Origin of the sequence: Reyranella sp. (assembly GCF_036558665.1) — a bacterium.
Lineage (GTDB): Bacteria > Pseudomonadota > Alphaproteobacteria > Reyranellales > Reyranellaceae > Reyranella.
The window spans coordinates 1-17,459 of record NZ_DATBFE010000063.1 but is presented as its reverse complement, the minus strand read 5'-3'; the positions used below and the strand labels follow the sequence as shown (position 1 = coordinate 17,459).

The window sequence follows — 17,459 nt, the reverse complement described above, 5'->3', positions numbered from 1 at the left end:
CGCCGCCTACTTCTTCTTGTCCTTGCCCTTGCGGGCCCTGAAGGGCTGGGCGAGACGCACCAGAACGCCGGCCCGTCCGGCCGTCGGGCCGGCTGCGCCTGACGGCCCATCCAATGCCGCGACGAATGGCTTCAGCGACTTCACGATGCCGCTGTTGGGAGCGGCTTCGGAAACCGGCTTGCCGAAGTTGACGGCCGCCAGTGCCGCCGTCTGGTCGGCAGGAATCTGGCAGTTGACCTTGCGGCCGAGGGTTCGTTCGACGTCGGCGACCTTGACCGCCGAGCGGCGCGCGTCGATCACGCCGCTCGTCGCCAGATGCAGATGCGCGCCTGGCGCGACATCGAGCACGAGCTGTTGCAGGCGCATCGCGTCGCGCACCCCCGGCAGGGAAAGATCCGTGACGAGAAGGACGTCGGTCGACGCTTCGATGACCTGCCGCTGGATGGCGGGATCGCCGCGCGGGACGTCGGCGACGACCCACCGGAAGCGACGATGCACGGAGCGCAGGAAGTCGCTCGCCGCGTGCGGCCGCGCCTGGAAGCCGCCGGTCGGCGCCTCCTCCGCCCCGATGGCATAGAGATACTCGGCCTTCTTCTGCGCGACCTGCTGGATGAACAGGCCGTCGATGCGGTCCGGCTGGTCGAGCGCCTCGCGCAGTGCGTCGATCGCCTCGAGGTCGAGCGCCAGCATGAGCGAGCCGTAGTGCAGGTCGAAGTCGATCAGCAGGACCTCTTCCTTGAGACGCTTGCCCAGCATGCCGGCGACTGCGATGGCAACTGTCGTGACGCCCACGCCGCCGCGCGATCCGATGACCGACAGGGTGCGCGGCTTGGCATCCTTCGCCGCGGCGCTCGCCCCCGTCAGGCCGCCGCGCTCACGCAGCTCGAAGGCGCGCTCGACCGTCCGCCCCATGATGCCTTCGGCGAGTGGCAGGGCGAGATAGTCGCTGAAGCCGACCGCGATGAGGTCGCGATAGAGGGCCACGTCGTTGATCCGGCCGACGCCGACGACGATGCAATTCCCCGGCACCGCGGTCTTCAGCGCCGCCGCGTCGGCCACCGGGTCGGCGGCATCGCCGAGATCGACGACCAGCAGGTCGAGATCACGCGGCCATTCGCTGATCGCCAGGGCGGTGGCGATCGAGCCGTCCCGGACGTTGGCCTTGCCCAGCGTCATGTGAAAGAGGTCGGCCGACACCCGGCCTTGCGCCACCGAATCGGTGATGAACGCCATGGCAGCTACAGCCGGCTTTTCCTCGCTCGCAGCGGCCGATGTGCGCTGCACGCTGGCAGATGCTGAAGCCATGTCGTCCTCGTCAGTTGCCGGAAGTGGTGACGGTGACGCCTGTTCCACCGGTGCCGCCGCCGCCCGTGCTCCCGTCGGCATTGGCGGTGCGCACCTTGCCCTCGCGATAGCGCTGGATGGCGGCCGCATTCACAGTGGCGTCAGCCGGTCCGGGCGAACGGCCGACGGCGGCGTCGCGCGAGCGCGCGAGCATCTGGCCGAAATTGTAGGCGTTCGCGCAGCCGAAGCCGGGCATGGTGGCTTCGTTGGTGTTGGCGATGCTGGCCGGAACGTAGTCCGGGCAATCGCGCTCGGCGACGCGGTACTCGGAGCGGACGACGACCACCTTGTCGGGTCCCATCACCATGGCCGGTTCGACGGCGGATCCGACCCACCGCGCACCGGCCGTCGACAGGCTGCTCATGATCTGGCGCGCCCGCGCCTGCTGGACCGGACCGCCGGAACCGTCGGTCACCACCACGAACTCGTCCCGCTCCGCGGCACGGTTGTCCGCGACCAGGGCGCGCAGCTCGTGGACCTGGTTGGGGGCGAGCTGGCCGGTGCCGGGCCGGAAGCCGATCGCCAGGATCTTGTCGGCCTCCGCCGGCTTCATGCGCGCATCGACCCTGGCCTGCTGGGCCACCGGATCTTCACAGGCGGCGAGTGCAGTTGCCGCAAGGAGAACGAGGAGCACGGAACGCATCTGGATCACCTAGTTGAGCTTGAAGCCCGCCGTCGGACCGGAGACCTGCTGACCAACGGTCAGACGCTGCGGCGGCGTGGGATAGTTGAAGCGTCCATAGACGATGCGGTCGACGTCGGTCGGCGGTACCCGGCCGCTGAGCGGCGTGCGCAGCGGGCCGTTCGTCGGCTCGACGAGATACGGTGTGACGATGATCACGAGCTCGGTCTCGTTGCGCTGATAGGCGTCCGACTTGAAGAGGGCGCCCAGCACCGGAATGTCGCCGAGCCACGGCATCTTCTGGATATCCTGCTGCGAGGCGCGCTGCATCAGGCCGGCGATTGCGAAGCTCTGGCCGCTCGCCAGCTCGACGGTGGTGGACGCGCGCCGCGTCTGGATCGCCGGCACGATGATCGAGGCCGTGGCGGAGATCGGGACGCTCACCTGGCCGGTCGTCGTGACCTGGCTCACCTCGGGCGCCACCTTGAGGTTGATGCGGTCGCCGATGATGGTTGGCGTGAAGTTGAGGCTGATACCTACCTGCTTGTAGGTCACGCTGATCGTATTGGTGATACCGCCCTGCGGCGCGATCACCGGAATTTCCCCGCCCGCCAGGAAGTTCGCGGTCTCGCCCGACATCGCGATCAGATTGGGCTCGGCGAGGATGGTGGCCTGGCTCTGGGTGGCGAGGAAATCGATCAGCGAGTTCAGCCCGCCGTCGGCCGTCTGCAGCTTGATCGCGCCCGACCCGGTGCCGCCGGTGCTCAGGATCGTGTTGATGGCGAACCCGGCCTGCAGCCAGCCCGTGCCGAACAAGGCGATGTTGTTGATGTTCTGCCAGTTGATGCCGACGCGTTTCAGCGAATTGCGATTCACCTCGGCGACCTTCACCTGGAGCTGAACCTGGGTTGGCGCGTCGATTTTGATGTTACTGATCACCTTGGAGGGATTGTTATTGACCTGTTGCAGTGCCAGCCGGCGGGCATCTTCGGCGACCTGTGCCGAATGGACGGTGCCGCCCAGCACGATCGTCTCGCCCTGGTTGTCGAAGGTGACACCGTTGTGGGGATGGGCCTGATCGAGGGTTCCCTTCACTCGGCTGAGCGGCGAGGTGACGCTCACAATGGTGTTCAGCAGCACCCGGTCCTGGTCGTCCACGGCATAGAGAACCGTGTCGCCGGGTTTCTTGGCGAACACATAGATCATGCCCGGCGACTTCACCTGGACGTCGGCGATGTCGGGCGCTGCGACGAAGACGGTCGAGGCCGGCCCGGGCAACTTGATGGCGGTGCCCTTGTTCACCTCGAGCCTCAGCGTCGGCTGCTGCGGTGACACCACCTGGCTCTGCCCGAAAGCTCTTCCCGGAGCGCCGCCAGCGGCCGGCGGCGGAGTGCCCGGCGCGGTCGTCCTGGGCGACGGCTGGATCGGCACCGGGGCCGGAGCCGGCGCCGGCGCTTGCGCGATCTGAGGTGTCGATTGTGTCGCGTTGGCGGGCGTCGGCTGGTCGCCGGCAGGCGCCATCGTCAGCTCCGCCGGGATGCTGCCGCGCAGCAGTTCGGGCCGATCGCCCGACCGGGGCGCGGGCTGCGCGGCCTCTGCCGGGATGCTGCCACGGAGCAGTTCGGGCCGCTCGGCCGGCCGCGGCGCGGTCTGTGCCACGATCGCCGGAGTATTGCCGCCGCCTGCTTTTGCCTCGGACTTCGGCGAGCTTCCCGCGGTCGGTGCCGGCGCGGCTGGGACGGCCGACCGTGCGAGAGTGGTGGCGGGCGCAGCGACGGGAGTCGCTTCGCCTACGGTGGCGGCTGCCGGGACTGCAGCGCCCTTCAACTCGCGCACGACCTGCGCGGCGCGCTCCGCCTCGCGCCGGTTGAGGTCGTCGGAGACCATGTCGGTCGGCGTGTGGCGCGAAGCTTTCCGGTGCTTGATATGAGCCTTCGGCTTCGTCGTGTGGTCCTGCGGCGCCTGTTCGCTGTCGGGCGACTGGGCGAGCGCGAAGTAGGGCTGCAGCACGAAGGCGAGCGACGCCGCAAGCGCCAGGGTGGTGCCAGCCTGACGCCATCGTGGCGGCGCCGGGACGAGGGAGGGGATGTTCATCATTGCGACACGCTGGGGGTTTTGTTGAGGGTTGTCGTGCGCGGAGTCTTGTTGCCGGCGGCCTTGGGATCTTCGCCCCCTTCACCGCCGGAATTGCCGGTTCCATCGTCGAGGCTTTGCTTGGTCTGACTGCTGCCACGCAGCACGAGGACGACGTGCGTCGCCGCCTGCTGGGCCGGTGGAGCATCGCTCATCAGCCTGCTGACCTGGACGTCGCGCGTATAGCTGTCGCCCGGTTCGGCAGGCGCATCCTCGGCCGTCGCGGAGTCGCTGTCGGCGTTCTCCTGAAGGCTGCGCAGGACCAGGGACAGATCGCCCATCTGCACGGCGAGCGTCACGATCTCGGTTTGCTTCGGGGTAAGCTCGAGCGTCGCGGTCTTCGCGACGTCAGGCTTGTCGCTCGGCGACGAATCGACCTTCTGGTCCATCGCGATCACGCGCGCGTTGCGCAGGATGGTCTCGGTCGCCTTGTGCTGTCCTTGCGCACCGCCGAGAGTGTGCGTGAGCAGGACGTCGACCCGGTCGCCCGCATATATGAAGCCCGAGACCGCAGAAGTCGCCGACACCGGCACGCTCACCGCCCGCATTCCGGGCAGCAGCACCGCCGACATGAACCCGCGGGTGCCGACCAGCACCAGCTTCGTCTCGGTGACGGGCTCGCCGGCGCCGATCGGGCTGCGGGCGACGGCGCCGACGAAATCCGTCAACGGCCGCTTTCCCTCCAGCACATAGGCCTGCGCAACGTCACCGTCGGGCCACGCCTGCCAGCGAAGATCGTCCGGCTTGACGATATGGCCGGTGCGAATCGCCTGCTTGGCGACCAGCACCTTGTGAGCCGTTGCCTCGGGCTGGACGCGCTGTGCGCCGGCGCGCGCCTGGGCCAGGATGGCGGCGCGCTCCCCCTGCAGCCAGGTGCGTGCCAGGAAGGCCGTTGCGCCGGCGACGAGCACGGCCAACAACAGGAAAACGATACGCTTGCTGTTCATTTCTCGTCTCCTGCGGTCAGGCCATCAAGAGCGAGGCGGCGACCCACAGGCCACCGGCGGCGATCGCCGGGCCATAGGGCAAGCCGGAACGCAGTGCGCCGACGTGAGATTGAGACCGCGCGGACGGGCCGATCGGCGCGCCGGCGAGGATGGCAAGGCCAAGAAGGCCGCCAACGATGGCGGTAACTGCAAGGAAGTCGAATTGACGCGTCGGCCCGGCAAAGAGGCTGGCCACAGTCAGCAGCTTGACGTCGCCACCCCCGATGGCGCCGACAGCAAAGGCAAGGGCGCCGACGGCGAAGACGGCGATGGCGCAGCCGGCAGACCAGCCGATCTGGCTCATCGTGACGCTGCCCAGGAGGAGACCTGCGCCTGCCCACAAGATGAAGCTGGCGGCGACCGCCAAGGAAAGACCATTGGCGATACGCATGGTCCGCAAATCCTGCCAGCCCGCCGCGATCAACAGGAGCGCAAAGGCTGCCACGCAACAGACCTGCAGAAGCGCCAATAGCGACATCCGACCCCCAATCAAGACCCGCCGCATGGCGACTCCGTCCCCCAAGAACTATTTATCACCCAACGGGACCTTACAAAGCTTTCCTCAGTTAGATCCTTAAGTAGGCGCGAAAATATGCTCGGGGCGTGAAACAACAAATAAGAACATTACAAACTGTATCTGTCATCGCACTTTAAATCAAGAGCCTAATATATTTGATTCAAAAGAGAAAAATGGTCACAGCACTTCTAATAGTGGTCAAAGAAAACGGGCATCCTATCGCTAGGATGCCCGATCTTCGTCTGGCTTATCTCCGTCAGCTCATGGCGCCGCCAACATTGCTCAACACGTTGCTGACCTTGCCACTGACGGTTCGCATCGACGCGATGGCGGCCACCGCAATGAGCGAAGCGATCAGGGTATATTCGATCGCGCTCGCCCCTTCGGCGCTTCTCATCAGTCGGCGGAACAGAAACAACATGAGGGGATCTCCATTTTTGTATGATTATTCTGTTACTTGGAGACCTTACTTAAGACTCATTTCGCGGTCAATGAAATCTCCATCGAAAGATGAATATAGCCACGTAACTGATTAGAATTATTATTTTTTATTCGTCCGACACCGATCGACTATCAACGCTGTGCAGCGGAACGACAGCGGCCGACGATACCTTCCGGTCCTGTGACGCCTGACGACGGTATGCCATCCAGCTGAACGGGATCAGGCAAAGATAGACCAGGCCGAGCAACGAGAAGCCGATCCAGGGCGAGCTGGCGATGACCCCCATGACCAGCGCCGCTCCCAGGAGCAACGGCAGGACCAGATGCCTGGGCACCCGGCCCTTCTTGAACGAGAAGGTGGGCAGCCGACTCACCATGAGCCCGCCGACGCCGACCAGGGCGGCGCCCACCACCAGGGGATGGCGCGGCCATGCCGCCTCGGCCTCGAAACTCACCACCAGCGGGATCAGCGCCAGCAACGCCCCCGCAGGCGCGGGCACGCCGGTAAAGAAGGAGCCGGTCCAGGCCGGTGGCGGGGTATCGGCCAGCAATCCGGTATTGAAGCGCGCCAGCCGCAGCGCCGAGCAGATCGGGAACATCAGGGTCACCACCCACCCCAGGGCACCGCCGTCCTTCAGCGACGCCAGATAGAGCACCAGCGCCGGCGTGACGCCGAAGCAGAGAAAGTCGGACAGCGAATCGAGCTCGGCCCCGAACTGGCTCGTCACCCCGAGACGCCGCGCGACACGGCCGTCGAGGGCGTCGAAAATGGCAGCGACGATGACGGCAATGACGGCTTGGCGGAACTCACCCTGCAGCGCGAACCTGATCGCGGTCAGCCCTGAACAGAGGGCGGCAAGCGTCAGGACATTCGGTATGAGCCGGTTGACGGAGAAGCCGCGCAATCCGCGGCGGCTGCGATAGTTCCTGTCCATGGCGGTCTCCGCAAGAATTCTAGAATTCGATCGCCGATCGTGGTGTGCCGACGGCCGGATCCAGCTCGGCCATCACCGTTTCGCCACCGATCATGCGCTGGCCGGCCGCCACCAGCAGCCGCGCGCCGGGCGGCAGGTAGAGATCGGTGCGGCTGCCGAAGCGGATGTGGCCGAAGCGCTCGCCCGCGGCCATCGTCTGACCCGGCTTGATGTAGCAGACGATGCGGCGTGCGACCCAGCCGGCGATCTGGACGCAGCCGATCAGCCGGCCGTCGGCACGACGGAAGGCGATCGCCATGCGCTCGTTGTCTTCGCTAGCCTTCTCGGCCGCCGCGTTGAGGAACTTTCCCGACCGGTAGGCCATCGCCTCGATCGTCCCGGCACAGGGCGCGCGGTTGATATGGACATCGAACACGCTGAGAAAGATCGACACGCGGGTCAACGGCTGCTCGCCGAGGCCGAGCTCGGCGGGCGGTACGGCCTCGGCGATCATCTGGACGAGGCCGTCGGCCGGGGCGATCAGCAGCCCGTCCTCCTGCGGCACGCCGCGCGGCGGATCGCGGAAGAAGTAGACCGACCACAAGGTCAGCGCCATCAACGGCCAGAAGAGCCAGGCGATGCCCGTCAGCGCCGCAAGCAACGTCACGCCGGCGAAGATGGCGATGAAGCGCCAGCCGTCATCGAGGACCGGGATCAGGAAATTCGCCAACATGAGCACGCTCTTCCGAGCCCGGCGACCTCAGTCGACCTTGGGCAGGCTGAAAACCTGGCCGGGATATATCAGATTCGGGTCGCGGATCTGGTCCTTGTTGGCGTTGAAGATCAGGGTGTAGCGCAACCCCTCGCCATAATGGGCGCGCGCGATGTTCCACAGGTTGTCTCCGCGGACGACGTGAAGCTGCCGGCTGTCGCCGGCCATCGAGACCGCCTCCTGCCGATCGAACGGCATTTCGAGCCGTGCGGTCGGCTTGCCGTCAGCGCCAAGCTTGTCGAGCCGCAGCGTATGCTTGCCGGTCGGGACCGGTCCGTCAGGCACCAGGTGCCAGCGCCCATCCTTGCCGGCAACGCCTTCGCCGACCAGCTTGTCGTCGATGTAGGCGCGCACATGGCCGCCGGGCGCAGCCTTGCCCGTGACCGTCACCTGACCGCGCTCGTCGTAATCGAGAGTCGAGAGCTGGAGGTCGCCCGACTTCGGCGTTCCCGCCGTGGTCGGCGGCTGGACCAGTGTCGGCACCGAACCCGGCGGGGCGATCATCACGAGCGTCTGGTCGTTCGAGCCGGGAGCCGGCTTGGGCACGACCGCGACGACGACCTGTTCCGAGGTGACCGGCGCACGTCCTTCGATGTGCTGCACCACGCGCAGTTCATGCTGTCCAGGGCTGAGCGGAGGTTCCTGCACCAGCAGCACCCATTCGCCCCGGTTGTCGGCCTCGCCGTGGGCGATTTCCTTGCCGCCATCGAGCAGAACGATCTTGGCGCCCGGTGCCGCGCGGCCCGCGATCACGGCCCGGCCGTCAGGGTCGATGCGCGCCACGTCGAAGCTCGGCGCCATGACGGCTGACGTCGCGGGGGCCGTTTCCGCCGGCTTGGGCTGCGGCGGCAACGCAATCGCCGGCGCCGCCGGAGGGGGCGCCGGTTCGGCCGTCTTGGCCTGGTTCATGGCCTCGCGGTCGCTCATTTTCCTCTGCCAAGCGACCCCGAGGGCGATGGCAATGACCGCCGCGCCAATCGCCATCAGCGCGAAAACAGTGCGTGACATTTGACTCCCAGCGGTGCGACGACCGACCGCTATTGGCGCCGTCCCTTTCTTGGGCGAAATGATACCATGTCGCTCGGGTCCGGAAAGGCGTCGGATCCCTTAAATAAGTAACGAACCCACCGTGTCCGAGCCCTTTCCCTCCTCCATCTGCGTGTTTTGTGGTGCCCGCTTCGGCAACAATGGTCTGGCCCGCGACATGGTGGCCAAATTTGGCGGAATACTGGCGCGGGAAGGAATAGCGCTCGTCTATGGCGGCGGCGGTGTCGGGTTGATGGGCGTACTGGCTAACGCCGCCCTCGAGGCAGGCGGAAGGGTCATCGGCGTCATTCCCCGGTTCCTCCTCGAGCGCGAGGCGGGCCATCCCGAGCTCGACGAGACGGTGGTCGTCGAGACCATGCATGAACGCAAGCTGGAGATGTTCGAGCGCGCCGACGCCTTCGTCGTCCTGCCGGGCGGAATAGGCACCCTCGAAGAGTTCTTCGAGGTCCTTTCGTGGCGGACGCTGGGATTGCACGCCAAGCCCATCGTCATCCTCGACGTGGAAGGCTACTGGGAGCCGCTGGCGGCATTGTTGCACGGCGTGGTCGAAGGCGGCTTCGCGGCTCCTACGCATCTCGATCATGTCGCGTTCTTGACCGATCTGAACGACGTGTTGCCGACCCTGGCGGCAATGCCTCGCGTCGGCGGCCCGCAGAAGGAGCTGGACCGGCTCTGAGGTCGTGCAGCCGGTCACCTTGCCGCGCTCGTGCCGCTTCGCTAAAAGGCCGCGCGCGTTGGATTTTGGGGTTCGAAAGGAAGCATGATGGCGAAGATCAAGGTGAAGAATCCGGTCGTCGAGATGGACGGCGACGAGATGACCCGCATCATCTGGAAGTTCATCAAGGACAAGCTGATCCTGCCGTACCTCGACATCGACCTGAAGTACTACGATCTCGGCGTCGAATACCGCGACAAGACCAGCGACCAGGTCACGGTCGACTCGGCGAAGGCGACGCAGCAGTACGGCGTCGCCGTGAAGTGCGCCACCATCACGCCCGACGAGGGGCGGGTGAAGGAATTCAACCTCAAGGAAATGTGGCGCTCGCCCAACGGCACGATCCGCAACATCATCGGCGGCACGATCTTCCGCGAGCCGATCGTGTGCAAGAACGTGCCCCGGCTCGTGCCGGGCTGGACCAAGCCGATCGTGATCGGCCGTCACGCCTTCGGCGACCAGTACCGCGCCACCGACTTCGTGGTGCCGGGCAAGGGCAAGCTCACGATCACGTTCGAGGGCGCCGACGGCAAGAAGATCGAGCACAACGTCTACGACTTCCCGGGCGGCGGCGTGGCGCTCGCCATGTACAACAACGACGAGTCGATCATCGGCTTCGCGCGGAGCTCGTTCAACTACGGCCTGATGCGCGGCTGGCCGGTGTACCTCTCCACCAAGAATACCATCCTCAAGCGCTACGACGGCCGCTTCAAGGACCTGTTCCAGGAGGTGTTCGACAAGGAGTTCGCCGACAAGTTCAAGGCCAAGGGCATCACCTACGAGCATCGCCTGATCGACGACATGGTCGCCTCGGCGCTGAAGTGGGAAGGCGCCTTCATCTGGGCCTGCAAGAACTACGACGGCGACGTGCAGTCCGACACCGTGGCGCAGGGCTTCGGTTCGCTTGGCCTCATGACCTCGGTGCTGATGACGCCGGACGGCAAGACGGTCGAGGCCGAGGCGGCGCACGGCACGGTGACCCGTCACTATCGCGAGCACCAGAAGGGCAAGCCGACCTCGACCAACCCGATCGCCTCTATCTTCGCCTGGACGCAGGGGCTGAAGTATCGCGGCACGTTCGACGGCACGCCGGACGTCGTGAAGTTCGCCGACACGCTCGAGAAGGTCTGCGTCGAGACGGTGGAGAGCGGCAAGATGACCAAGGATCTCGCGATCCTGATCGATCCCAAGCATCCCTTCCTCAATACCCAGGACTTCCTCGACACGCTCGACGCCAACCTCAAGGCCAAGATGGCCAGGTGGTAGTCGGCGCTTGATCGTCGCCGGCGCCGACGGCTGTCCCACCGGCTGGGTGGTCTGCCGGCGCGACGGCGACGGCACACTCGACATCAAGGTCGTGAAGGCCCTCGCAGACGCCTGCGAGGGCCTTTCCGTTCTGGCGGTCGACATGCCGATCGGGCTTTGCGAGACGCCGCGGCCCGGTCGTGCGTGCGAAGCCGAAGCCCGCGCCCTGCTGCCTGGCAAGGCGAGTTCGGTCTTTCCGAGCCCTTGCCGTCCCGCCCTCGCCTGCACGAGCCATGCCGACGCCAACGCGACCAGCAAGGCACTGGGGCTCGGCCTCAACCAGCAGACCTATCATCTTTTCCCAAAGCTGCGCGAAGTCGACAGTCTTCTGCGCAGCAAGCGCGACCTGTGCCGGATCATTCACGAGGCGCATCCGGAACTCGCCTTTGCGCGCATGAACGGCGGCAAGCCCGTGCTTTCGAAGAAGCGCAAGCCCGAGGGCTACGAAGAGCGGCTGAAACTGCTCGCCAGGCACGGTTTCGAATGCACCGTGGACCGCCTTCCCGGTGCGGCCCGCGACGACATCCTCGACGCCATCGCCGTCTGCCGCACGGCGACGCTCATCGCTGCGGGTACCGCGACGCGCCTCGGGCCGGCCGAAGGGCGTGATCGCTATGGGCTGGCAATGCACATCTGGTACTGAACGATGGGCGACACGATGAAGAGATGCCTGCTTGCGCTTGCCGTCATGATTGTTGCCGCCGCCGGCGCCAACGGACAGAATCGCGCCGAGATCGGCCCGGGCAACGGCGAGCAATCGGCGGCCCTGCCGGGCGCGACGCTCAGGCTTTTCACATACCGTCCAACGGACTGTACGCCCGACCTCCTGCTGCTCGTGTTCCACGGCGTGCAGCGCGATGCCGGACCCTACCGGGACCACGCGCGTCCCCTGGCGGATCGCCTCTGCGCCCTGGTCGTCGCGCCTCAATTCGACAAGCAACGCTTCCCGCGCGATCTCTACCAGTATGGCGGCATCGTGCAGAACGGCGTAGCCGTGACGCCGGGCGGGCGGACCGTCGATCTCGTCGCGCCCTTGGCGGCATGGGCGCGGGCGGCCGCCGGATCGCCGCAAATGCCTTACGTCCTGCTCGGCCACTCCGCCGGCGCACAGTTCGTCGACCGCGTCGCCGCGTTCGCGACGACCGATGCGGCGCGCATGGTCGCCGCCAATCCCTCCACCTGGGTCATGCCGAGTCTCGCCGAGCCAGCGCCGTTCGGGTTCGGTCGTTTCGGACCGACGGGCGACGCCGAGGCGGCGCTGCGCGCCTATCTCGCCCGGCCGCTCGTCGTCCTGCTGGGCGATGCGGATACCGGAAAGCACAACCTTGCCGCCAGTCCCGAGGCGATGGCGCAGGGACCCTATCGACTGGCGCGCGGACGCAATGCCTTCAGGCAGGCGCGGGAAACGGCAGCGCGAATGAGCTGGCCGTTCAACTGGACCCTGGTCGAGATTCCCGGCGTCGGCCACAATGCCGCCGCCATGTTCGCCGCGCCGCAGACGGCCGCGGCGCTGGAAGACCTATCGCACCCGCGCCCCTAGCTCATTCCCAGCGCGTGCTTGTAGGTGTCGAGCAATGCTTCCTGCTCGTCGCGGTCGGCGGCGTCCATCTTCCGGAGCGACACGATCCTGCGCATGGTCTTGACGTCGTAGCCCACGCCCTTCGCCTCGCTGTAGACGTCGCGGATGTCGCCACCGATCGCCTTGCGCTCTTCCTCGAGCTTCTCGATGCGTTCGACGAAGCTCTTCAGCCGGTCGGCCGAGATCGGCCCGGCCTTGACCTTCTTCGCAACAGCGCCCCCGTCCGGCATGTCCGCTACTCCCTGATCCTGTGGGGCGGACCATAGGAGCGGTGACGGCATCCGCTCAATGACGTCGAGGCGATGAAACGTGGGGATAACGGGGACGGCCTGCGGGTCCTCAACCGTGCTTGTGCTGGGCCTTCTCGAAGGCCTTCTTCTGATCGCCCGAGGCTTCCTTGTGGTACTTGGCCTTCCATTCCTCGTAGGGCATGCCGTAGACGATCTCGCGGGCCTTGGGATCGGCGACCTCGATGCCCTTCTTGCCGGCCTCCTCGCGATACCAGCGCGACAGGCAGTTGCGGCAGAAGCCGGCCAGGTTCATCAGATCGATGTTCTGCACGTCGGTGCGCTCCTGCAGATGGGCGACCAGTCGACGGAAGGCGGCGGCTTCGAGCTCGGTGCGAGTCTTGTCATCCATGGCCATTCTCCTGACCCCTGCGCTAGTTCGCCGGGATATAGGCCGCGGCCAGCGCCGCTGCAACGGCGGCCCGGATCGCCGGCGCGAGCTTTCGGGCCCAAGTCCGAGCCTCGTCGGGCGTCTCGATCAGATCCTGTCGCACTTCCAGCGAGCAATGCGGCAAGGCACGCGGCCGCGCATGGGCCGTGAGGGTGTATTCGTAGGATGCGCGAGCCGAATAGGGCTCGTTGTCGCCCACCACCAGTGCGCCATCACGGCGCAACTCGGCCAGCAGCGGCTTCGGCAGGCGCGGATCGTCGTTCCACAAGACGCCGACATGCCACGGCCGTTTGAACCCTTTCATCTGCGGCGTGAAGCTGTGCACCACCAGGAGGCAGACCTGGCGGCCGCCTTGCGTCATGCGATCGAGCCGGCGGTCGACTTCCTGATGGTACGGCCAGAAACAGGCGTGCGCCCGCGCGTCGATCTGCACCTGGCTCAGTCCCATGTTGGCGGGCACTTCCGTGCCGTCGCTGATCTCGGGAATCGAGCCCTCGCCGCCTGGCCAGCGATTGCAGTCGATGACCAACCGCGAGTAGCCGGAGGCGACCAGCGGAGCATCGAGCTGCGACGAAAGCTCGAGCGCGGCGTCGAACCCGCCAATGTCCCAGCCGATATGGCGCGACAGCTCTTTCGCCCGCAGGCCGAGACCGTCCAGCGCCTTGGGAACGGCCTTGCTCGCGTGATCGCAAAGCAGGAGAAGCGGCGCCTCGCCTCTTTCATTGTGGACCCGAAAAGGCGGCGGATCGCCCGGCCCGAGCAGCGGTTGCATCGCGCCCCTATAGTGCGAAGATCGCGCAAATGAAAGATGCCGAGGCCCGCGCGCTCCTGCGCGATCTGTTCGATGCCGCGCTCGCCGCCGCCCGTCCCGCCACCTGCCTTGCACCCTACATCGACAAGCTGCAACCGCCGAAGGGGCGGAGCATCGTGATCGGTGCCGGCAAGGCGAGTGCCGCGATGGCACGCGCGGTCGAGGAGCGCTGGCCGCATCCGGTCGAAGGGCTGGTCGTCACGCGCTACGGCTATGGCGAGGCGTGCAGGCAGATCGAGATCGTCGAGGCGGCGCATCCCGTGCCGGACGAAAAGGGCCGCGCCACCGCCGGGCGCATCCTCGACAGGGTGAAGGGCCTTGCAGCCGACGATCTCGTGCTCTGCCTGATCTCGGGCGGTGCGTCGGCGCTGCTCGCTCTTCCCGCGGCCGGCCTCGGCCTGGCGGACAAGCAGGAGGTCAACCGGGCGCTGCTCAGATCCGGCGCCAACATCGTCGAGATCAACACGGTGCGAAAGCACCTGTCGGCGATCAAGGGCGGCCGCCTCGCGGTCGCGGCCCAACCGGCGCGCGTGGTGAGCTGGCTGATCTCCGACGTGCCCAACGACGATCCCGGCGTGATCGGCTCCGGCCCGACGGTGCCCGATCGCACCACCTTCGCCGACGCCCTGGCGGTGCTGGCCAAATACGAGATCGATCCGCCGGCGTCGGTCCGCTCGCATCTCGACGCGGGCGCCGCCGGCAGGATCGAAGAGACGCCGAAGCCGGGCGACCCGAGATTGGCGCAGGTCGAGACGATCACGGTGGCGACGCCGGGACGCTCGCTCGAGGCGGCGGCCGAGCTCGCGCGGCGTCGCGGCTGCGAGGTGGTGATGCTGGGCGACAATCTCGAGGGCGAGGCGCGTGTGCTCGGCGCGGCGCATGCCCGACGAGCGCTCGACCTCGTGAAGTCGGACGGCAAACCGACCGTGATCCTGTCGGGCGGCGAGACGACGGTGACGGTGCGCGGCACGGGCCGCGGCGGACGCAACGTGGAGTATCTCCTGAGCGAGGCCATCGCGGTTGGCGGCGCGCCGGGGATCTGGGGTCTTGCAGCCGATACCGATGGCGTCGATGGCGCGGAGGACATCGCCGGCGCGATCTTCGCTCCCGACACGCTCGCCCGTGCCCGCGCCAAGGGCCGTGACCCGAAAGCGATGCTGGACGACAATGACGGGCACGGCTTCTTCGAGATGCTGGGCGACAGCCTTGTCACCGGCCCGACCCGCACCAACGTCAATGACTTCCGTGCCAGCCTGGTGGCCCCATGACCCAGTACGACGGCTCCTGCCATTGCGGCGCCATCCGGATCAGACTCGAGTCGCCGAAGCGGCCGGAGGAAATGCGCGTCGGCCGCTGCGCCTGCTCGTTCTGTCGCCGCCACGGCGCACGCACGATGGGCGACCCTGCCGGCTCGATCGAGTTCCGCGCCGCCGCGAAGGACGTCTCGCGCTATCGTTTCGGCCTCGGCATCACGGACTATCTGCTGTGCGCGAAGTGCGGCACTTATGTCGGTGCGGTGATGGAGGACGAGGGCCGATCGATCGGCATCGTCAATGTGAATGCGCTCGATGTCCGCGACATCTTCGATCCTGCGCCGCCGTTGCATCACTACGATGGCGAGGATGCCGGGCGTCGGCGCACCCGCCGCCGAAAGTTCTGGATGCCGGCAACCGTCCTCGCCTAACGTTCGGCCATGGCCATTCTGGGAATCATCGCCGACGATTTCACCGGCGCCACCGACGTCGCAGGCATGCTGGTGAAGGGCGGCATGCGCACGCTGCAGACGATCGGCGTGCCGGCCGAGGGCGTGATCCCCGCCGACATCGACGCCGTGGTCGTCGCCCTCAAGACGCGCTCGATCGCGGCCAAGGACGCCGTCGCGCAGTCGCTCGCGGCGCTGAAGTCGCTGCGGGAAGCGGGCTGCGCGCGCTTCTTCTTCAAGTATTGCTCGACCTTCGACTCGACGGACAGGGGCAACATCGGGCCGGTCGGCGATGCGCTGCTCGATGCGCTGAAGGCGAGACAGGCGATCTACTGCCCGGCCTTCCCCGAGAACGGCCGCACGATCTTCTTCGGCCATCTGTTCGTGGGCGATCTGCTGCTCTCCGATACGCACATGCGGCATCATCCGCTCAACCCGATGACCGACGCGAGCCTGGTGCGCGTGCTGGCGCGTCAGACGAAGCACAAGGTCGGGCTGGTGCCGCTCAGCGAGGTGCAGGCGGGATCGGCGGTCTTGCGCGCCGCTCTCGACAAGCTCGCGGCCGAGGGCGTGCGGCATGTCGTCGTCGACGCCGTGGCCGACACCGACCTCGGGATCATCGGCGAAGCGGTCGGCGACGATCTGCTGGTCACCGGCGGTTCGGGCGTGGCCATCGGCCTGCCCGCCGCCTATCGCCGGCGCGGCTTGCTGGCCCACAAGTCGGGCGTCGACGCCCTGCCCGAGGTCGACGGGGCTTCCGCCGTTCTCGCCGGCTCCTGCTCGGCGGCCACGCTCGCCCAGATCGCCAACTTCAAGGGCGCGCATCTCGCGCTCGATACCGACGCGATCTGCCGCGGCGAGCCGGTCGCCGAAGAAGCGCTCAGTTGGGCCAGCGGCAAGCTCGGCAAGGCGCCGATCCTGCTTTCCGCCAGCGACAAGCCCGACGCGGTGAAGACACTGCAGGCAAGGTACGGCGTCGAGAAATCGAGTTCGGCGATCGAGCAGACAATGGCGCGCCTTGCGCGCGGTCTCGTCGCGGCCGGCGTCCACCGGCTCGTCGTCGCGGGGGGCGAGACCTCGGGTGCCGTGGTAGGCGCGCTCGACGTCGTGGCGCTGCGCATCGGACCCGAGATCGATCCGGGCGTGCCGTGGACGGCCTCCGTGGGCGACAAGCCGCTCCTGCTGGCGCTGAAGTCCGGCAATTTCGGCGCGCCCGACTTCTTCACCAAGGCTTTTGCCGGGCCATGAGCAAGGAAGCGAAATCGCGCGAGGCGATCTGCGCGCTCGGCGGCAAGCTCGCGGCGCGCGGCCTCTGCCCCGGCACGTCGGGCAATATCAGCGTCCGTATCGACGAGGGCTGGCTGATGACTCCCACCAACTCCTCGCTCGGCGAGCTCGACCCGGCGCAACTCTCCAGACTCGATGCGGCGGGCAAGCACGTGGCGGGCGATCCGCCGACCAAGGAAGCGCTGCTGCATCGGTCGGTCTACGACGTGCGCCCGAAGGACGGGGCGATCGTGCATCTGCATTCGACGCATGCCGTCGCCATCTCCTGCCTCGATCCTTCCTGCCATCACAATACCGAGACCACGCTGCCGCCGCTCACGGCGTACTTCGTGATGCGCGTCGGCAAGCTGCCGCTTGTGCCCTATTTCAAGCCGGGCGATCCCAAGCTCGCCGACGCGATCCGTGAATATGCGAAGGGCCATCGCGCCGTGCTGCTGGCCAACCACGGGCCGGTCGTTGCCGGCACGTCGCTCTCGGCTGCTTCCGCTTCGATCGAGGAGCTGGAGGAAACCGCGAAGCTTCACCTGCTCCTGCAAGGTCTCAAGACGCGCACGCTTTCCGACTTCCAGGTCCGCGAGATCGAGGAAGCCTTTCCCTCCTGACCGG

General features: G+C 66.8%; 20 protein-coding genes. 8 read left to right on the top strand and 12 right to left on the bottom strand.

Annotation, left to right across the window (positions count from 1 at the left end; genetic code table 11):
• Positions 1-6: 6 nt before the first annotated feature.
• From VH499_RS09005 to VH499_RS08965, 9 genes are all read right to left on the bottom strand, one after another.
• Positions 7-1,305, bottom strand: coding sequence for an AAA family ATPase (locus tag VH499_RS09005; RefSeq protein WP_332052377.1), 1,299 nt, complete (start codon positions 1,303-1,305; stop codon positions 7-9).
• A gap of 10 nt (positions 1,306-1,315) precedes the next feature.
• Positions 1,316-1,987 (bottom strand): CpaD family pilus assembly lipoprotein, encoded by a 672-nt coding sequence (locus tag VH499_RS09000; protein ID WP_332052376.1) that lies wholly within the window; start codon positions 1,985-1,987, stop codon positions 1,316-1,318.
• Between the two features lie 9 nt (positions 1,988-1,996).
• Positions 1,997-4,060, bottom strand: coding sequence for a type II and III secretion system protein family protein (locus VH499_RS08995; RefSeq protein WP_332052375.1), 2,064 nt, complete (start codon positions 4,058-4,060; stop codon positions 1,997-1,999).
• On the bottom strand, positions 4,060-5,046 hold the full coding sequence (cpaB, locus tag VH499_RS08990; protein ID WP_332052374.1) for a Flp pilus assembly protein CpaB: 987 nt from the start codon (positions 5,044-5,046) through the stop codon (positions 4,060-4,062). Before cpaB ends, VH499_RS08995 begins: the two co-directional genes overlap by 1 nt.
• A gap of 16 nt (positions 5,047-5,062) precedes the next feature.
• Complete coding sequence (locus VH499_RS08985; RefSeq protein WP_332052373.1) at positions 5,063-5,590, bottom strand: A24 family peptidase; 528 nt, start codon at positions 5,588-5,590, stop codon at positions 5,063-5,065.
• A 268-nt stretch (positions 5,591-5,858) separates the two neighbouring features.
• Complete coding sequence (locus tag VH499_RS08980; RefSeq protein ID WP_332052372.1) at positions 5,859-6,023, bottom strand: Flp family type IVb pilin; 165 nt, start codon at positions 6,021-6,023, stop codon at positions 5,859-5,861.
• A 127-nt stretch (positions 6,024-6,150) separates the two neighbouring features.
• A complete protein-coding gene (gene pssA / locus VH499_RS08975) occupies positions 6,151-6,978 on the bottom strand; it encodes a CDP-diacylglycerol--serine O-phosphatidyltransferase (protein ID WP_332052371.1) in 828 nt (275 codons plus the stop codon).
• Between the two features lie 19 nt (positions 6,979-6,997).
• Positions 6,998-7,690 (bottom strand): phosphatidylserine decarboxylase, encoded by a 693-nt coding sequence (locus VH499_RS08970; RefSeq protein WP_332052370.1) that lies wholly within the window; start codon positions 7,688-7,690, stop codon positions 6,998-7,000.
• Between the two features lie 27 nt (positions 7,691-7,717).
• Positions 7,718-8,737, bottom strand: a complete 1,020-nt coding sequence (locus VH499_RS08965; protein ID WP_332052369.1) for a LysM peptidoglycan-binding domain-containing protein — start codon at positions 8,735-8,737, stop codon at positions 7,718-7,720.
• Positions 8,738-8,858: 121 nt separating this feature from the next.
• Here VH499_RS08965 and VH499_RS08960 point away from each other — a divergent pair, with 121 nt between their 5' ends.
• The 4 genes from VH499_RS08960 to VH499_RS08945 all read left to right on the top strand — a co-directional run bounded on the left by VH499_RS08960 (position 8,859) and on the right by VH499_RS08945 (position 12,336).
• Positions 8,859-9,452 carry a TIGR00730 family Rossman fold protein gene (locus tag VH499_RS08960; protein ID WP_332052368.1) on the top strand — a complete coding sequence of 198 codons (594 nt, stop codon included), beginning with the start codon at positions 8,859-8,861 and terminating at the stop codon, positions 9,450-9,452.
• Between the two features lie 87 nt (positions 9,453-9,539).
• A complete protein-coding gene (locus tag VH499_RS08955) occupies positions 9,540-10,757 on the top strand; it encodes an NADP-dependent isocitrate dehydrogenase (protein WP_332052367.1) in 1,218 nt (405 codons plus the stop codon).
• 7 nt (positions 10,758-10,764) lie between these two features.
• Complete coding sequence (locus VH499_RS08950; RefSeq protein ID WP_332052366.1) at positions 10,765-11,439, top strand: DUF429 domain-containing protein; 675 nt, start codon at positions 10,765-10,767, stop codon at positions 11,437-11,439.
• Positions 11,440-11,454: 15 nt separating this feature from the next.
• Positions 11,455-12,336 carry a hypothetical protein gene (locus VH499_RS08945; RefSeq protein ID WP_332052365.1) on the top strand — a complete coding sequence of 294 codons (882 nt, stop codon included), beginning with the start codon at positions 11,455-11,457 and terminating at the stop codon, positions 12,334-12,336.
• Here VH499_RS08945 and VH499_RS08940 read toward each other — a convergent pair.
• The 3 genes from VH499_RS08940 to VH499_RS08930 form a co-directional block, all read right to left on the bottom strand.
• The gene (locus tag VH499_RS08940; protein ID WP_332052364.1) at positions 12,333-12,605 is read right to left on the bottom strand and encodes a DUF2312 domain-containing protein; all 273 of its coding nucleotides are present in this window, start codon (positions 12,603-12,605) and stop codon (positions 12,333-12,335) included. The genes VH499_RS08945 and VH499_RS08940 overlap by 4 nt on opposite strands.
• Before the next feature lie 109 nt (positions 12,606-12,714).
• Positions 12,715-13,020 (bottom strand): DUF1244 domain-containing protein, encoded by a 306-nt coding sequence (locus VH499_RS08935; protein WP_332052363.1) that lies wholly within the window; start codon positions 13,018-13,020, stop codon positions 12,715-12,717.
• Between the two features lie 16 nt (positions 13,021-13,036).
• Complete coding sequence (locus tag VH499_RS08930) at positions 13,037-13,825, bottom strand: N-formylglutamate amidohydrolase (RefSeq protein ID WP_332052362.1); 789 nt, start codon at positions 13,823-13,825, stop codon at positions 13,037-13,039.
• 29 nt (positions 13,826-13,854) lie between these two features.
• Between VH499_RS08930 and VH499_RS08925 the strand changes: the two genes are divergently transcribed.
• Genes VH499_RS08925 through otnC form a run of 4 tightly spaced genes read left to right on the top strand, consistent with a single transcriptional unit; the run spans position 13,855 to position 17,455 of the window.
• Entirely contained in the window at positions 13,855-15,132 is a 1,278-nt protein-coding gene (locus VH499_RS08925) for a glycerate kinase (RefSeq protein WP_332052361.1), read from the top strand.
• On the top strand, positions 15,129-15,548 hold the full coding sequence (locus VH499_RS08920) for a hypothetical protein (protein ID WP_332052360.1): 420 nt from the start codon (positions 15,129-15,131) through the stop codon (positions 15,546-15,548). The genes VH499_RS08925 and VH499_RS08920 overlap by 4 nt, the downstream gene beginning before the upstream one ends.
• A 9-nt stretch (positions 15,549-15,557) precedes the next feature.
• A complete protein-coding gene (gene otnK / locus VH499_RS08915; RefSeq protein ID WP_332052359.1) occupies positions 15,558-16,814 on the top strand; it encodes a 3-oxo-tetronate kinase in 1,257 nt (418 codons plus the stop codon).
• Positions 16,811-17,455 (top strand): 3-oxo-tetronate 4-phosphate decarboxylase, encoded by a 645-nt coding sequence (otnC, locus tag VH499_RS08910; RefSeq protein ID WP_332052358.1) that lies wholly within the window; start codon positions 16,811-16,813, stop codon positions 17,453-17,455. Before otnK ends, otnC begins: the two co-directional genes overlap by 4 nt.
• The last annotated feature ends 4 nt before the right edge of the window (positions 17,456-17,459 follow it).

Bases quoted from the DNA above. Each gene is read 5' to 3' on its own strand.
- VH499_RS09005 (WP_332052377.1), bottom strand. From the start codon at position 1,305: ATGGCTTCAGCATCTGCCAGCGTGCAGCGCACATCGGCCGCTGCGAGC.
- VH499_RS09000 (WP_332052376.1), bottom strand. From the start codon at position 1,987: ATGCGTTCCGTGCTCCTCGTTCTCCTTGCGGCAACTGCACTCGCCGCC.
- VH499_RS08995 (WP_332052375.1), bottom strand. From the start codon at position 4,060: ATGAACATCCCCTCCCTCGTCCCGGCGCCGCCACGATGGCGTCAGGCT.
- cpaB (WP_332052374.1), bottom strand. From the start codon at position 5,046: ATGAACAGCAAGCGTATCGTTTTCCTGTTGTTGGCCGTGCTCGTCGCC.
- VH499_RS08985 (WP_332052373.1), bottom strand. From the start codon at position 5,590: ATGCGGCGGGTCTTGATTGGGGGTCGGATGTCGCTATTGGCGCTTCTG.
- VH499_RS08980 (WP_332052372.1), bottom strand. From the start codon at position 6,023: ATGTTGTTTCTGTTCCGCCGACTGATGAGAAGCGCCGAAGGGGCGAGC.
- pssA (WP_332052371.1), bottom strand. From the start codon at position 6,978: ATGGACAGGAACTATCGCAGCCGCCGCGGATTGCGCGGCTTCTCCGTC.
- VH499_RS08970 (WP_332052370.1), bottom strand. From the start codon at position 7,690: ATGTTGGCGAATTTCCTGATCCCGGTCCTCGATGACGGCTGGCGCTTC.
- VH499_RS08965 (WP_332052369.1), bottom strand. From the start codon at position 8,737: ATGTCACGCACTGTTTTCGCGCTGATGGCGATTGGCGCGGCGGTCATT.
- VH499_RS08955 (WP_332052367.1), top strand. From the start codon at position 9,540: ATGGCGAAGATCAAGGTGAAGAATCCGGTCGTCGAGATGGACGGCGAC.
- VH499_RS08945 (WP_332052365.1), top strand. From the start codon at position 11,455: ATGAAGAGATGCCTGCTTGCGCTTGCCGTCATGATTGTTGCCGCCGCC.
- VH499_RS08940 (WP_332052364.1), bottom strand. From the start codon at position 12,605: ATGCCGGACGGGGGCGCTGTTGCGAAGAAGGTCAAGGCCGGGCCGATC.
- VH499_RS08935 (WP_332052363.1), bottom strand. From the start codon at position 13,020: ATGGCCATGGATGACAAGACTCGCACCGAGCTCGAAGCCGCCGCCTTC.
- VH499_RS08930 (WP_332052362.1), bottom strand. From the start codon at position 13,825: ATGCAACCGCTGCTCGGGCCGGGCGATCCGCCGCCTTTTCGGGTCCAC.
- VH499_RS08925 (WP_332052361.1), top strand. From the start codon at position 13,855: ATGAAAGATGCCGAGGCCCGCGCGCTCCTGCGCGATCTGTTCGATGCC.
- VH499_RS08920 (WP_332052360.1), top strand. From the start codon at position 15,129: ATGACCCAGTACGACGGCTCCTGCCATTGCGGCGCCATCCGGATCAGA.
- otnK (WP_332052359.1), top strand. From the start codon at position 15,558: ATGGCCATTCTGGGAATCATCGCCGACGATTTCACCGGCGCCACCGAC.
- otnC (WP_332052358.1), top strand. From the start codon at position 16,811: ATGAGCAAGGAAGCGAAATCGCGCGAGGCGATCTGCGCGCTCGGCGGC.